The following is a 14,848-nucleotide window of genomic DNA, read 5'->3' as shown; positions in this document are numbered from 1 at the left end:
AGGTCTATAACTCTTCCTAATAAAAGCTATGGTTCAGGTAAAGCATTCACTACAATTGGATCATGGGGATTTGAACTTTTAATATCTGTATTAGGCAAAAGCTTGTTATTCATGTATTATTTAATATACATATATTACCTAAATTGTTATAATAAATATAATATGGAAGGTTAGTTGCTCGATAATAGCAATAAGTAATTATTAATAATAAAGAGGTGCAAATTAATTGTGAAGACAGTGATAATAACTGGTGGTAATGATGGCATTGGATATTACATGGTAGAGAGATTTTTATCTGATGGTAAAAATGTAGCAGTTCTTGACTTAGAATTGAATAAAATATCAGAGTTAAAAAAGAAGTATCCAGATTCACTTGTGGGATTTCAATGTGATATTAGAGATGTAGCCAAATTGAAAAATTGTATAAGTGAAGTAGTACAAAAATTTAAAACTATTGATTATGCAATTCATAATGCTTGTAAGTGTATATTTAAGGGTTTAGAAGAGTTAGCGTATGAAGAATATAACGAAGTATTTCAGGTTAATTACTATGGTGCAATTAATTTAACTAAAGAAGTTTTGCCATATATGAAGAAACAAAATTTTGGAAAAGTATTTTTTACAAGTTCAGGGGTTGGAGTTACAGGTTTTACAAATATAAGCTCATATGCATCAAGTAAAGGGGCAATAGAATCTCTTGCTAAATGTATGAATATTGAATATGAGTCAAGTGGAATTAGCTTTCATATATTACATCCACCATTAACTAGAACAACATCTTCAGAGCCACTACCGGTACCAAAAGAGTTTAAAGCTGATGCCTGTAAAGTAGGAAATGGACTAGCTAAAAATATAGATAAGAATAAATTTATTATTTGCCATAGTTTTTCTCAAGCATTGCAAACCAAAATGGCATACTTGTTTCCCATATATATTGGAAGAATGATGTCAAAGATGACTGCTAGGGCAAATATGAAAAAGTAGGTAGTGAGTTAGTTCAAGTTTTATATTTTGATTGCAATAATGCAAATAAGTAAATTAAAAGGGTAAAGGGGAAAATTATGATAACAGTAACATCATTAGTTGAAGAAGATTTGGAAGAATTAAAATTGATTTATGATGAGGGATTTGAAGATACAAATACAGATTTTAATAAGATGAAGAAAACTTTTAATAGGATGAAAGAAAATCCAGATTATATAGTTTTATGTGCTAAATATAATGGTAAAGTTATTGGGTCGATAATGGGTATAGCTTGTAGTGAATTAATAGGAGAATGTGATCCATTTATGGTGATAGAAAATGTTGTAGTATCAAGTGGATGCAGACGAATGGGGGTAGCTAGATTACTTATGGAGGAAATTGAGAAAAATGCAGTGAAGAGAGATTGTTCTTTTATGATGCTTTTATCAAGAAAGCATAGAAAAGGTGCACATAAGTTCTATGAGTCTGTTGGTTTCGACGGGGATGCAGCTAGAGGATTTAAGAAATATCTATAATTAGGCAATTATGAAGTGGAATAATATGTAAAGGGGAGGCGGGCATGATTAAAGGAAAAAATATCAACTTAAGACCAATATGTAAAGAGGATTTTGATTTAGTATATACTTGGAATACAAATCAAGAATATTTAGGTGAATATATGGATGCAGAAATGAGAGTAAAAGATTCAGCACTAGCAGATATGGAAAGGGCTGTAGCATCTAACAGGATATCATTCTTCATAATTGAAGATAAGGATGGCCGTGCCATTGGTATAATTAATTATCTTAATTCTATGGCAACAACTGAAGCCTATGATTTTGGAATATTAGTAGCTAATAATGATAAAAAAGGAAAAGGCATAGGAACAGAAGCATTAAATCTTTTTATAGACTATATATTTAATACTAAAAATATAATGAGACTTCAATTTATCACAAGAAGTGATAATGATGGAATGAAAAAACTTGGTGAAAAGAGTGGATTTACTCTTGAAGGTACACTAAGGAAATATAAATTTGAAAATGGAGATTATAGAGATTATTGTCTATATGGAATCATTAGGGATGATTGGAGAAAAACTATTAAGTAAAGGTTGATATATATATGTTAAAAAAGTATAAAAAGATAATAGCCTCAATTTTAGTTTTAGTATGTATCTATGTTACTGATTTTACCTTAGTACATTTCAATAAAAGACCTATATTCGTTATTAAAAGAGGGACAATAAAGGATGGTGGTTCCACTCAATATTATGGATTAGGATATAAGGTGATAAAATGGAATATAGCTGAGTCTGAAAAAGTCGATGGAAAAGAAGTTATGGGAGCTTTAGTCGGGTATGATATAAGTATTTTCCCTTTTTATCAGCAGTTTAAGGATGGTCCAATAAGAAAACTTAAGTTTGTTCCAATAGAATCCTTAAATGAGTAGGAGGAATTATGAATATTTCAATAATAGAAAAAGGTATTAATGAAATTAATTTAATAAAACCATTATGGGAAGGCCTTAATTCTGTACATTTTGAGAAATCAATTAGCTTCAAAGAGAAGTATATGAATTTTACTTTTGAAAAAAGAATAGAAACTATACATGCGAAAGCTAATAAAGGAATAATTAAGTTTGATGTAGTATTAGATTCAGATAGCGATAGCTATGTAGGGTACTGCATAAGTTCAATTGAAGATGGAAGAGGAGAAATTGAGTCAATTTTTATTCACAAGGATTACCGTAAATTTGGACAAGGAAAAAAGCTAATGGAGAGAGCACTTAAATGGTTTAATAATAATGGTGTTAAAGATATTTCAATAAATGTAGTTTATGCGAACGAAGAGGCACTACCTTTTTATGAAAACTTTGGTTTTAATATTTCAAATTATATATTAAAAAGGAGATAGATATATGAGCAAAGACATTTTAAATAAAATAAGATTAAAAAATGGAGAAGAGCTTGTACTTAGGGAACCTACTGTAGAAGATGCAGAAGGAATGATTAAGTATTTAAATGTGGTTGGTGGAGAAAGTGACAACCTTTTATTTGGTAAAGGTGAATTTAGGCTTACTTTAGAACAGGAAAGAGAATATCTCAAAAATGTAAGCAATGATGCAAATACCATAATGGTTTTAGGAATTATAGATAATATAATTATAAGTGTTTCTCATTTAAGTGCATCTAATAGAAAAAGGATAGCTCATAATAGTGAAATGTCCATTTCTGTAAAGAAAGAATATTGGGGAATGGGTATAGGGAGTGCAGTTATGACCGAACTAATAAAGTTTGCCAAGGTACATGAAAATATTAAAACTATAAGTCTTGGAGTTAAAGCAAGCAATAAAACAGCTATGAAGCTTTATGAGAAGTTTGGGTTTGAACGAGTTGGAATACATAAAAACTATTTTAATATCAATGGGGAATTTGATGATGAGTACCTTATGGATTTATATCTTTAATTTTTTTTAAGGAGGAGAAAATGGATATCAATCTATCAACAATAGTAATGACCATAATTAATATCGTAGTATTAATAGCGATTATAGTAATTATTTATAATGGAATAAAAAGCTTTAGATCTTTTATAAAAAGGAATCAAGATATTGACAGAAAACTTGATATAATCACGAAAAGACTAGATGAGCAGGATAATAAATAGCCTAATTGCGAAAGGAGAAATATAAATGAGTAAGATATTAGTTTTCATTTTTGATGGAATGACTGATTATGAAATAACATTTATAACTCATCTTTTAAATTCAGATGCTGGTAAGGAGATAATTACAATATCATATACAGACGAGATTATAAAAGCTAAATCAGGATTTGTATACAAGCCTCACAAATTAGTCAAAGATGTGCTAAATGAAGATGTTGATGGATTAATTATTCCTGGTGGATGGTATGGTGAAACTAAACCAGAATTAATGGATTTAATCGAGAAATTAAATTCAAAGCACAGGCTTATTAGTGCAATATGTGGAGCAGGAACCGTATATCTTGCAAAATCCGGAATTTTACAGAATGCAAAATACACAACACCAGTAGTAGAATGGACAGAGAAACATGCGGAGGTATTTGGAGAAAAAGATCCTTTCCCAAGAAATAATTTTGTTTCAGAGAGAGTTGTTAGAGACAAGAATATTATTACTGCCCAGGGAACAGCATTTGTAGATTTTGCAGTAGAGATATGTGATTGGTTTGACTTATTTCAAGGGGAAGAAGAAAAAAATAATTTTTTAAAAAGCATTAAAGGCAAATAATAATATAAATATAAAAAATCAAAATACATATTTAAGGTGATTTTTATCTTCTATAATTGATAAAAATCACCTTGCTTTATGGGTATAAATAATTGAAATATTGGAAAAAACTAAGTGTAAAATAATATTTATATGAGGTAGAATCATGGATTATTTAATCTTATTTATAGTTGCAGCATTTTCTACTATAGTTTTTTCAGTACTTATTAATGTATTTAATAATAATGTTATCGGAATTTTTATACCCATTCAAAAACATGCAAAAAGTCTTAAGAGAAAAAAATTGTATAGAAATATGGCAAGCATTATATTTATACTAATAGCAATAAATATTGCTTGGTTTTTTAAATTAGGGAATGTTGGATCAGGATTAGTTTTAGGAGCATTTATTGCATTAAATGGGGTGCTTTTTGATAGTGGATTTGGGTCTGATTTAAAAAATTAAGATGGTGATGAAGAATTTATTTGAAGATATAGGAAAACTAATGTAAAATATTTGTAATTATAATAATTTCCTAAGGAGTGATGACGTGTGAAACTAGAACTAATGAGACCCAATATTGATATGCAAGAGGAATATTTTGATTTCATAAACGAATGGAAGAAGGATGGACAAGATATCGTTCCTTATTCAGCAAGACTTCTTGATATGGATTATAAAGAATGGCTAGAAAAAACCTATATGTATGAAAAAGAAGAGACATGTCTAAAAGATTTTGTGCCAGCACATACATATTTTTTAGTTAATGAGAATAAAAGAATTCTAGGTGCTATAAATATAAGACATCGTTTAAATGATTATTTATTAAATTATGGTGGACATATTGGTTATGGAATTCGTCCAACAGAGAGAAGAAAAGGATATGCTTCTGTTATGTTAGAGCTTGCACTACCAATAGCCAAAAAACTTGGAATTAATAAGGCGTTAATAACATGTGATAAAAATAATCTTGGGTCTGCTAAGACAATTATAAAAAATGGAGGAGTCTTAGAAAATGAAGTTAAGGAGGATGGAGAAATAACTCAAAGATATTGGATAAACTTGTGACTTGATAATTAATAATAATAGGAGCTTAGAAATGAGGTTTAAAGCAGAATTATTTGATGAATTACAATTCCTATTTGAAAAGAATAAATTTAATGATCATGTACTGCATTGTATTCTAAGATTTAACGGAAAAATCGATAAAACAATACTAAAAAAAGCTATTGATATGACTATAGATGTAGTACCTATTCTAGGAAGCAAATATGTTGAAGGCAAAAAAGAGGCTTATTGGATAAAGGAAGATAGATTAAATTATGAAGAAGTATTTAAAGTTGTAGATAATGAGGAAGAGCTTAATGATTTTATAACTTCAAAAATTAATGAGTTTAAAGCCCCACAAGTTAAAGCATGCTTATTTTATTCTGAAGATGATACTTTAGCAATAAGCATGAATCATATGATATGTGATGCTGCAGGTTTTAAGCAATACATGTATTTGTTATGTGAGATATATTCTAACTTGACAAGAGAACAATCATATAAACCAAGGTTCGTTATTAATGGTGATAGAAGCATAGGAAGAGTTACAGGTAAGTTTATGTTAACAGAAAACTTAAAAACTTTTATTACACAAAACAACGAAAGTAATAAACAATTTAAACACACATTTCCCTTAAGTTCTGACGAAAAAAAACATCCCTTTATTATAACTCATAATATTTCTAAAGAAAAATTTCAGTTAATTAAATTTTATAGCAAAAAGCATAAAGTAACCGTGAATGATATAGTGTTAGCAGCTTACTATAGAGTTATGTTTAGAATTTTAGATATACAAAACGGAAATGAACTTAATATTCCTATAATGATTGATATGAGAAGATATTTAGAAGAGAGGAATATTGATGCTTTATGCAACTTAGCATCAACAGTAATTACTAGGTTAAAGTTTGATTCGCAGGAGAGCTTTCTAGAAACTATGAAAAGACTTAGTGATAGTATAAATAAGAAAAAGGATAGTGGACTTGGATTAAATGGATTTATAAAAATTTCAATGATATACAAAATATTTAGTTATAAAAACTTTAAAAGGCTAATAAGTTTTGGGTTTAAACACCCATTAATAGCCATGACCAATATAGGAATTTTAGAGGAAGACAAGCTATGTCTTAGGGGAGCACAAATAAAGGATGCCTATATGTGTGGTTCTATAAAATATCCACCATATTTTCAACTTGCCATAAGTAGTTATAAGGAGAGCCTTACATTGAGCGTTAATTTATATGGAAATGTTAAGGATAGGGAAAGAATAAAAAAATTCCTTGAGTTATTAGATGATGAATTACCTAAACAATAATATTTGGAGGTTAAAATGTTTAAAAAGGTAACACCTAAAAAAATAGCTATTTTTGCCCTAGTAGTTTTTGTTTTATTCAATGTTGGAATTTTTATTACGGTGACTATTTTATCTAGACAAACATTTGGAACTAGATATGATACCAAGATAAAATACAATTACCAAGACTTTAAAGGGATGATAAGAACTGAGAGTTCATTTACTAGCAATGAAGGACAACATCTAAAAGGGTATGTATATTCAAAACAAGAAGAAACAAAACCTAAGGCATTAATTATTTTATCTCATGGCTTTGGTGGGGGAGGTCACAATTCATATTTACCACAGATATACTATTTCATTAATAATGGCTATTGGGTTTTTGCTTATGACGGTACTGGATGTGATGAAAGTGAAGGGAAAAATGTTATAGGATTACCACAAGCTGTAATAGATTTAGACTATGCAATAAGATATGTGAAGGAAGAGAGTAATTTAAAGAACCTAAAACTATTACTTTATGGACAATCCTGGGGAGGTTATGCAGTTACAACAGTTGGAAATTTAGATAATAATATTTCGGCAGTAGTGTCACTTTCAGGCTTTTCTAATGTTACAGATTTATCAGTTAATCAAGCAAAAGGGATGATAGGACCGATAGCTTCAATTATCTCACCTTATGTAAAACTATATAATTATATTGGTTTTGGAAAGGTAGCAAATTATACTGGGATAGGTGGACTGGATAAGATTAAGTCAAATGCCAAGGTAATGATAGTACAAAGTGAAGATGATAAAGTAGTAAGTTATAATAATTTTACAAAATATAAAAATACATTTGGTGATAATAAAAATTTTGAATTTATAAGTTATAAAGATAGAGGTCACTCAGTTGAACTTTCATCTGATGTTACAAATGAAGTAAAAGAAGAAGTAGCAGCATGGAAGTCTTTAGTTAATGAAAAGGGTGAAGAAAATATACCGGAAAGTGAAAAGGATGAATTCTATAAAAATTATTTAAGCACTAATGTAAAAATAGATATGGATCTTATGAAGGAAATTGTAAAGTTTTATGATGATGCTATAAAATAATAAAAGTATATAAATGAAAAGGTTTTTATGATAGAATTATGTTAAGAAAATAACAAAGGATGATAAGGGGAGTAGATAGCTTGGATTCAAAAAAAGAAGTTAAAGTTAAAGGTAAACTAACGCTGGAGGACTATAAAAAACTCACTTCATATTACATGGGAAGATTATCAAAGCAAATGCTTATAGTTGTATACCTATTATTTTTAGGTGTCTATGGAATAATCTTTTATAAAAGATACGGAATTCCTTTCGTATTGATAGCAGGGGTGTTTGGAACCTTAGTAGTGTATTTAGCTTTATATATTGTGACAAGGCAAAGAATTAAAAAGACTTTTAAGAAAGATACTGCACTTAATAATGATTTTGTATATACAATAAATAAAAAAGGTGTCCATGTTCAATCTGAGAGAGGCGGGGATATCTATTATTGGAAGGACATTACTGAGGCAACAAATCATAAGGAGTTATATATTTTAAATATTCCTAAGGTAAAAACAATATTAATACCTAAGAATTTCTTTGGTGATGAAGCTGAGACGGAAGCATTTAAAAAAATAATTTCAAGTAATATTAAAGGAAAAAACAACATTGAATAGTTTAAAAGCCATCCTAAAATAAAAGGATGGCTTTAAGTTTATTATTTATTAAGCTCGATATTGAATTTTAAGTCATCTCTAAATTCGTAATTACTAAGATCAGATGTATAGATAGTATAGTTCTTATTCTTATCAAATGCTTTATATTCAATAGTAAATACATTAGGATTATTTTCATCCCTATGAAGTGCAGGGAGTTTAGGGGATACAATATTACCAGCTTCATCTTTTACATGTACTTCATTTGCTTGAGTAAATGGGGCCTTACCAGTAGCAGTAAATCTTATAGTTGTAATGTTATTCTCTGTTTTCACCTCACTAATAACGATCTTACCCACGTTTCCTTGAACAAGTTCTATTGGGAAATTGCCATCTATAAATTTAGATATTTCTTTTGTCTTATAACCATCAATTGGGGTAGTTACTTCTTTTCCATTAACCATGTGAGTTTCTCCACCTCCAGTAGATAGGATATTACAAGGAACAACGGTTAAGTATTTAGGAATTTCTTTCATACTCTTAAAGTTAAATTCTCCAGTGAAAGTTTTAGAATTTAAGTTTGATTGAGAACCACCACCAGTCCAGCTAAGTTCATTTCCTTTATCATCGTATACTATCCAGCTACCATAGTTCCATTCGTTAAAGGTATTATGCCTTTCATAATTTTTAAAAGTTCCGTTTACAAAAATTGATGTATCTATTGGTGAGAATACGACTTTATCCACATTAACATTAGTTCCATCTGGAAAAGAAATTTTGTTTGTAGGATTAAATACTAGGCTGCTTTTTGTTATCTCCTCCTTTGATACTCCAAATGCAAAGTTCCAAGTTCCTTTGTTTCCCATAATATCATCTATATTTAAGTCTACATCAAACATCTTAGAATCTTGTGGTAAAGACGTATGAATATCTTCATTTGCCACATAAGTGTAATCATCAACGTAATAACCCATTATGCTACCAGTGGAACCATTTTGGGTACCGTTAACCTTTAGAAATTTACTAAGGCCAAAGGTTTCTAAATCTTTTATTTTTTTATCACTTTTTATTGTGTAGGTTATGGCGAATTTAGAATTATCAGCTAGTACTTCATTTATAGTAAAATCTATTCCATTATTTGAAACAGTTTTATTGATCATTTGAGTATATTTAATATATTCTCCGTGATTGTCAAATCTATCATTAATGGACTGAACAATATAATTTATAGCAGGAATTTTTTCTGCAAAGGCAGGAGTTGCTGTTTCAATACATATTAGTGAGATTACGGCAATAGCTGCAGCTGCAGATACATATTTAAGAGAATTATGGAATTTATTTTCTTTTATTTTCTTTTTAAGATTTTTCTTTATTTTCTCTTTTTGAAGAGTTTGAACATCTATTTCAAAGTCCTCAAATTCCTTTTCATCTATTTTTACTTCATTAAATAACTTAAAAATATCTTTTTCTTGTATTTTAGAATCAATATTATTCATTATATAACTTCTCCTTTCAACGGAATGAGTTTTGTTTTTAACTGTTTACGACCTCTTGAAAGTTTTTTATCAATTATATTTCTATCTACACCAAATGCTTTTGCTATATCACAAACCTCTTCGTAGAGAAAATATCTGCGAATAAATATTTCCTTGTCCTGAGGATTTAGAATGTTTAAACTCTCTATAATTTCCGCTCTATTCTCTTTAGAGATAAGTAAATTTTCTACATTCACTTCATCAGGTAAAATATATTCATCTAAAGATTCAGAAGTATTTAATTTATATAATTTTCTCTTATAATCAATAGCTTTATATTTTGAGATTGCTGTAATCCAATATTTAAAGTCGCCTTTAGCTTCATCAAAGCTTTCAATGTTATTCCAGATAGAGAAGAATATATCATTTACACATTCTTCTACATAGTTAGAATAAAAACTTGAATTAAGTACACTATGTGCAACCTTAAAAACTAGATTACTATAGTTATCTACCATAAAATCTAATGCCTTGGTATTTTTTAATTTAATTTGTTTAATAAAGTTTGTTTCGTTTATAGTCACATTTTTTCCTCCTTTAAGAAGCTTCTCATAAACAAATACGTTAAAAGGAATAATTTTCTGACCTAAAAAAATCACATTTTATAAAAATTATAATATAATAGAAGTTTAAATGGTATAATAGACTAAAAAAGGCAGGTATACAAATGATAGATGAAAACATTAAATTAGATGGACTAAGTGCGAAAGAAGTATGGGAAGCGCTATATAATAAAGAATTAAATTCAAAGAAAAGTATATTGGAATACATAGAACTTACTAAGGTATTAAAAAAAGATAATGTAGATAGTAAACAGATACAAGAAACATACAATTTTATCTATGATAGCATTGAGAAAATGGGAGATGCTATAAAAGTAAATACTAATTTGTATTTAAAAAATCAATTAAAAGCGCAATTAGGCAAGTATGTTAAAAATATAGATCCAAAACCAGTTAATTATTTTATTGAATTCTTTAAAGAAGCATATCCACCACATGAGAGAAAAAAAGATTTTACCTGGGTACTTATGGATATAAATAAGATAACTGAGGAGCAGATTTGGACTACATTAACTTATATAAATTCAGGATGCATTAAAGGAAATAAACTTAGTCACAATCAAATAAAAGATACTATAGAAATGGTAGAAAAACTGATAGATAAAAATAATATAAAATATGTTAACAGAGTAAAAAGCTTAGAAAAGCTTTTAAATGTATTAGGAATAAAGATAGTAAATGTAAATGATAGATTTAAAGTTAGAAGAATATTTAGATAAAAAAGAAGCAGATTTCTCTGCTTCTTTTTTGTTTTTAGGAAATTATAAATAGGATATGCTAGATAGCTATTTATGATAAATTCCTAAAATGCCAAAGGAGTGTAAAAAGCTGAAGGAATTCTCTCTATGATATAAATAGAAGAGGCTTTTTACATTTATATACTATGCTACTTTAACTAATTTGGACCTATATCAAATAAGTTTATAAAAATTTATAATATAGGAACCTTATTGTCATTCGATCCTAAATACTCATTAACATAAGTTTCTGGAGTACATAAATGTCCTTTTCCAGCAGATATGTGATATATAAGTGATGAATTTTTCATGGCAGCTGTAAGATTATGCTCAATTGAAATAACAGTTATCTTTTTTTCTTCATTTAAGTTTTTAATTATTGAATAAATTTCTTCTTGGCTAGTTACATCAATTCCTGTTGAGGGTTCATCTAATATAATCAAATCAGGATTTCCCATCAAGGCTCTTGCAATAAATATTTTTTGACACTGACCTCCGGAAAGATTACCTATAAGTGAGTTTTGATGATTAAGCATATTTACCATTTCTAAACTTGTTTGGACAATGTCCATGTCTTTTAATTTTAATAATTTTTTATAAGAATTAAGAAGTTCGTATACTGTTATAGGAAATTCAGAATTGATAAAATCTGATTTTTGAGGTACATATCCTATTCTATTACTTGAAATAGTAATAGAACCCTTACTTGGCGATAGCAGCTTTAAAATTAGTTTTATTAATGTACTTTTTCCTGAACCATTTTCACCTAAGATTGAAATATATTCTCCATTATTTATAGTTAAATTAATATCACTTAGTATGTATGGAGGTAAATTGTTATAAGAAAAATATAGATCTTTAATTTCTATCATATTATTCCTCCTAAGTCTAACATAATCTTATGTTTTAAAAATATGAAGCCCTTACTTATATTATATATTTAAATTGCTAATTAAAAAATATTTTAGAAATTAATTACAAAAAGTTGTTGCAAAAACTATCGGCTGCCGATATAATATTAATATAGAATATCGGTAACCGATATATTGGTAACAGATATATCGTTAAAAGTAGTATTGGAGGAATTAGAAATGCCAGAAAGTTCAGAAAGAGGCGCGTTAACTGAAGCCGTATACTATATACTTCTTTCAGTAAAAAAGCCACTTCATGGTTATGGGATAATGCAATTAGTAAAGGAAATGAGTAATAATAGAGTAAATCTAGGACCAGGAACACTATATGGAGCTATTAATACTATGCTTTCCAAATCGTGGATTAAAATACTAGAAAACAATGTGGATAGTAGAAAAAAAGAATATATTATTACAGACCTTGGTAAAGAAGTAGTGAGAAATGAAATTGAAAGATTAGAAGAACTTATATTAAATGGTAGAAGGATAATGGAGGGATAATGATGAAGAAAGTTATTAGAAAACTTTTTTGGGATTATGAGAGGGAAGAGAATTGGATAAATGATATGGCTGATAAAGGATATAACTTTTTAAGCTTTTCATTTCCAGGAAAATATGTATTTGAAGAAGGGGAACCAGGAGAATATACCTATAGAATTGAGCTATTAAAATCTACACCAAAAAGTATTGATAGTAAGGATTATATAAATTTTATGGAGGAGAATGAAATTGAGTGTGTAAACACCTATTTCAGATGGGCCTATTTTAGAAGTAAGAATAAAGAACAACTTGTAAATTTATATTCGGATTATGAATCGAAGGTTCAACATTATAGTAAGATATTTAGATTTACTCTAGTGTTATGGGGACTTAATTTTTCTTCATTTATATATAACCTTATTATAGGATATGTAATGTATATTGATAGGGGACTTATGATTAATTTGATTTGTAGTTTGATAAACTTTATTATAGCTATTTTAATAAGTCCCTTAACAATAAAGCAACATAAGAATTTGAAAAGTATGAAAAAGGAAAGAGAATTATACGAATAATCAAAGTATAAAATGGTTTCAAAGGAGGTAAATATGATAGCAGAGTTTGCTAGGGCTGCATTTCCATGGGTTGCAATGGGGATTGCTATTGCAGTTGCTTTAACTTACTGGAACGAAAAGGAGAAAAAGCAAGACAAAAAAGAATCTTGATATTGAACTGCCCCCTGTCTACTTGACAGGGAGCATATTATATTTAAAGATTCTTTTTTTATACTTCTTTTGAATATAATGCATGAGGATTTGGTGCCAATATAATAAATAGAGACATATCTTCCTTACCAGTATTCGATATGCTAAAAACTTCTTTACCAGTACAATGAATTACATCTCCTTGAGTTATATTATTTGTAACTCCATCAACAGTTAATTCTCCATCACCATTTAGAACATGAACTAGTAAATCACTTTGCTCATGATTGTGAGGAGGAACTCCTTGTCCTGGTCTGAAATTTAAAACAAAGTTTAATATTTTATCTTCTTTGAAAAGGACTCTTTTTGTAAAAGAGTCATCACTATATTCTATTTTATTAGCTATTTTCTCTATCTGCATATATAAAGTCTCCTTGTAGTAAATATATTTTTTTACAATACTAATATTCTCATTCCGTAAATTATTTATACTGTAACTGAGGTGTTAAGAAGTAGTGGTAAAGCTGCACTTTGTGATGTTTATCACAGTATAAGGAAATATATTTTGATATCATATATTAATTAGAAGTATTTGTTTTAGGAGGTTTTCACATATGTTTGAGTGGAAAAAAGAGTATGAAGTAGGGATAGAGAGAATAGATGAGGAACATAAAAAACTTTTTGATATAGCTAATAAAGGCTATAGCCTTTTAAAAAATGATTTATACTTAGATAAATACGATAGGATTATGGATATAGTTCATGAATTAAAAGATTATGCACAATTTCACTTCTCTGCTGAAGAGGAATACTTAAAAAGTATTGGATATAAAAAATTATTTACACATAAGATGGAACATGATTATTTTATTGATAAAATAAGTAGCGTTGACTTAAGTAAAATAGATAGCAATCAGGATAAATACATTACTGAGATACTGGATTTTATGGTACAATGGATAAAAGAACATATTTTAGACAAAGACAAAGAATACGTGAATTAAAGACCACTTACTAAAGTGGTCTTTTCTATAATTATAAATGGAGGATACATGGATAATAATATTTCTTGGTATATTGAAAAACAAGTAGAGAGAACAATAAATAATTTGAATAATCGTAATATGGAAGGTTATTTCGTAAAAGATAGATTTGAATTAATTAATAAAGTAAAGGGATTCATATCTATTGGTTCTAACGTAGGGGTAGGAGATTCACTGACACTTAGTGAAACAGGAGTATTAGATTTATTAAGAAATGGGGATTATAATTTCCTTGATAAATATAAAGAAGGACTAACAAAAAAAGATAAAAGGGAAATTTATATTAAGAATTTTGGTTCAGATAGTTTTGTTTCTAGCACAAATGCAATTACTGAAAATGGAGAATTATATAATATAGATGGCAATGGAAGCAGGGTTGCTCCAATGCTTTATGGTCCCAATCAAGTAATTATTGTGGTAGGGATTAATAAAATTGTTAAAGATATAGAAGCAGCTGAAAAAAGAGTAAGACAATATTCAGCACCAATAGATGCTAAACGTTTGAATAAAGATACACCATGCACTAAAATTGGATATTGTGTTGACTGTAAAAGTACAAATAGAATCTGCAATGATTTTGTGATTATAAGGGGTCAGTTTAATAAAGGAAGAATAAAAGTGATTATTGTTGGTGAAAACTTAGGGTATTAA

22 protein-coding genes are annotated in these 14,848 nt (G+C 28.4%); 18 read left to right on the top strand and 4 right to left on the bottom strand.

Features of this window, described 5'->3' with window-relative positions; all coding sequences use genetic code 11:
* Window positions 1-228: 228 nt before the first annotated feature.
* The 13 genes from JK634_RS10160 to JK634_RS10100 all read left to right on the top strand — a co-directional run bounded on the left by JK634_RS10160 (window position 229) and on the right by JK634_RS10100 (window position 8,245).
* Window positions 229-984, top strand: coding sequence for an SDR family NAD(P)-dependent oxidoreductase (locus JK634_RS10160; protein ID WP_202767533.1), 756 nt, complete (start codon window positions 229-231; stop codon window positions 982-984).
* Between the two features lie 77 nt (window positions 985-1,061).
* Complete coding sequence (locus JK634_RS10155) at window positions 1,062-1,499, top strand: GNAT family N-acetyltransferase (RefSeq protein WP_202767532.1); 438 nt, start codon at window positions 1,062-1,064, stop codon at window positions 1,497-1,499.
* Between the two features lie 44 nt (window positions 1,500-1,543).
* Window positions 1,544-2,074 carry a GNAT family N-acetyltransferase gene (locus JK634_RS10150; RefSeq protein ID WP_202767531.1) on the top strand — a complete coding sequence of 177 codons (531 nt, stop codon included), beginning with the start codon at window positions 1,544-1,546 and terminating at the stop codon, window positions 2,072-2,074.
* Between the two features lie 14 nt (window positions 2,075-2,088).
* Window positions 2,089-2,415, top strand: a complete 327-nt coding sequence (locus JK634_RS10145; RefSeq protein WP_202767530.1) for a hypothetical protein — start codon at window positions 2,089-2,091, stop codon at window positions 2,413-2,415.
* 8 nt (window positions 2,416-2,423) lie between these two features.
* The gene (locus JK634_RS10140; protein WP_202767529.1) at window positions 2,424-2,879 is read left to right on the top strand and encodes a GNAT family N-acetyltransferase; all 456 of its coding nucleotides are present in this window, start codon (window positions 2,424-2,426) and stop codon (window positions 2,877-2,879) included.
* 4 nt (window positions 2,880-2,883) lie between these two features.
* Window positions 2,884-3,432 (top strand): GNAT family N-acetyltransferase, encoded by a 549-nt coding sequence (locus JK634_RS10135; RefSeq protein ID WP_202767528.1) that lies wholly within the window; start codon window positions 2,884-2,886, stop codon window positions 3,430-3,432.
* 20 nt (window positions 3,433-3,452) lie between these two features.
* Window positions 3,453-3,632, top strand: a complete 180-nt coding sequence (locus JK634_RS10130; protein ID WP_202767527.1) for a hypothetical protein — start codon at window positions 3,453-3,455, stop codon at window positions 3,630-3,632.
* A gap of 25 nt (window positions 3,633-3,657) precedes the next feature.
* Window positions 3,658-4,236, top strand: coding sequence for a DJ-1/PfpI family protein (locus JK634_RS10125; RefSeq protein WP_202767526.1), 579 nt, complete (start codon window positions 3,658-3,660; stop codon window positions 4,234-4,236).
* A 145-nt stretch (window positions 4,237-4,381) separates the two neighbouring features.
* A complete protein-coding gene (locus JK634_RS10120) occupies window positions 4,382-4,681 on the top strand; it encodes a hypothetical protein (RefSeq protein ID WP_202767525.1) in 300 nt (99 codons plus the stop codon).
* Between the two features lie 87 nt (window positions 4,682-4,768).
* Window positions 4,769-5,284 carry a GNAT family N-acetyltransferase gene (locus tag JK634_RS10115; RefSeq protein ID WP_338031226.1) on the top strand — a complete coding sequence of 172 codons (516 nt, stop codon included), beginning with the start codon at window positions 4,769-4,771 and terminating at the stop codon, window positions 5,282-5,284.
* Window positions 5,285-5,315: 31 nt separating this feature from the next.
* Window positions 5,316-6,578 carry a siderophore synthetase gene (locus JK634_RS10110; RefSeq protein ID WP_202767524.1) on the top strand — a complete coding sequence of 421 codons (1,263 nt, stop codon included), beginning with the start codon at window positions 5,316-5,318 and terminating at the stop codon, window positions 6,576-6,578.
* A 15-nt stretch (window positions 6,579-6,593) separates the two neighbouring features.
* Window positions 6,594-7,649, top strand: a complete 1,056-nt coding sequence (locus tag JK634_RS10105) for an alpha/beta hydrolase family protein (RefSeq protein WP_202767523.1) — start codon at window positions 6,594-6,596, stop codon at window positions 7,647-7,649.
* Between the two features lie 80 nt (window positions 7,650-7,729).
* Window positions 7,730-8,245 carry a YcxB family protein gene (locus JK634_RS10100; RefSeq protein WP_202767522.1) on the top strand — a complete coding sequence of 172 codons (516 nt, stop codon included), beginning with the start codon at window positions 7,730-7,732 and terminating at the stop codon, window positions 8,243-8,245.
* A gap of 41 nt (window positions 8,246-8,286) precedes the next feature.
* On the opposite strand, the gene JK634_RS10095 is transcribed toward JK634_RS10100, so the two are convergent.
* Together JK634_RS10095 and JK634_RS10090 are read right to left on the bottom strand one after the other, a co-directional pair.
* Complete coding sequence (locus JK634_RS10095) at window positions 8,287-9,720, bottom strand: DUF4179 domain-containing protein (protein ID WP_202767521.1); 1,434 nt, start codon at window positions 9,718-9,720, stop codon at window positions 8,287-8,289.
* Window positions 9,720-10,283 (bottom strand): sigma-70 family RNA polymerase sigma factor, encoded by a 564-nt coding sequence (locus tag JK634_RS10090; protein ID WP_202767520.1) that lies wholly within the window; start codon window positions 10,281-10,283, stop codon window positions 9,720-9,722. The genes JK634_RS10095 and JK634_RS10090 overlap by 1 nt, the downstream gene beginning before the upstream one ends.
* Before the next feature lie 146 nt (window positions 10,284-10,429).
* Between JK634_RS10090 and JK634_RS10085 the strand changes: the two genes are divergently transcribed.
* The gene (locus JK634_RS10085; RefSeq protein WP_202768104.1) at window positions 10,430-11,041 is read left to right on the top strand and encodes a hypothetical protein; all 612 of its coding nucleotides are present in this window, start codon (window positions 10,430-10,432) and stop codon (window positions 11,039-11,041) included.
* A gap of 212 nt (window positions 11,042-11,253) precedes the next feature.
* Here the strand turns inward: JK634_RS10085 and JK634_RS10080 are convergent, their stop codons facing one another.
* On the bottom strand, window positions 11,254-11,931 hold the full coding sequence (locus tag JK634_RS10080) for a metal ABC transporter ATP-binding protein (protein ID WP_202767519.1): 678 nt from the start codon (window positions 11,929-11,931) through the stop codon (window positions 11,254-11,256).
* 219 nt (window positions 11,932-12,150) lie between these two features.
* Between JK634_RS10080 and JK634_RS10075 the strand changes: the two genes are divergently transcribed.
* Together JK634_RS10075 and JK634_RS10070 are read left to right on the top strand one after the other, a co-directional pair.
* Window positions 12,151-12,471, top strand: coding sequence for a PadR family transcriptional regulator (locus tag JK634_RS10075; RefSeq protein WP_202767518.1), 321 nt, complete (start codon window positions 12,151-12,153; stop codon window positions 12,469-12,471).
* A 2-nt stretch (window positions 12,472-12,473) separates the two neighbouring features.
* Window positions 12,474-13,025, top strand: a complete 552-nt coding sequence (locus JK634_RS10070) for a DUF2812 domain-containing protein (protein WP_202767517.1) — start codon at window positions 12,474-12,476, stop codon at window positions 13,023-13,025.
* 208 nt (window positions 13,026-13,233) lie between these two features.
* Here the strand turns inward: JK634_RS10070 and JK634_RS10065 are convergent, their stop codons facing one another.
* Complete coding sequence (locus JK634_RS10065; RefSeq protein WP_202767516.1) at window positions 13,234-13,575, bottom strand: cupin domain-containing protein; 342 nt, start codon at window positions 13,573-13,575, stop codon at window positions 13,234-13,236.
* 193 nt (window positions 13,576-13,768) lie between these two features.
* On the opposite strand from JK634_RS10065, the gene JK634_RS10060 reads away from it, so the two are divergent.
* Both JK634_RS10060 and JK634_RS10055 read left to right on the top strand, forming a co-directional pair.
* On the top strand, window positions 13,769-14,158 hold the full coding sequence (locus JK634_RS10060; protein WP_202767515.1) for a bacteriohemerythrin: 390 nt from the start codon (window positions 13,769-13,771) through the stop codon (window positions 14,156-14,158).
* A gap of 48 nt (window positions 14,159-14,206) precedes the next feature.
* Complete coding sequence (locus JK634_RS10055; protein ID WP_202767514.1) at window positions 14,207-14,848, top strand: lactate utilization protein; 642 nt, start codon at window positions 14,207-14,209, stop codon at window positions 14,846-14,848.

This window comes from Clostridium paridis, assembly GCF_016765615.1.
In the GTDB taxonomy this organism is placed as follows: domain Bacteria; phylum Bacillota; class Clostridia; order Clostridiales; family Clostridiaceae; genus Clostridium_T; species Clostridium_T paridis.
This window is presented reverse-complemented; position numbering and strand designations above follow the sequence as displayed.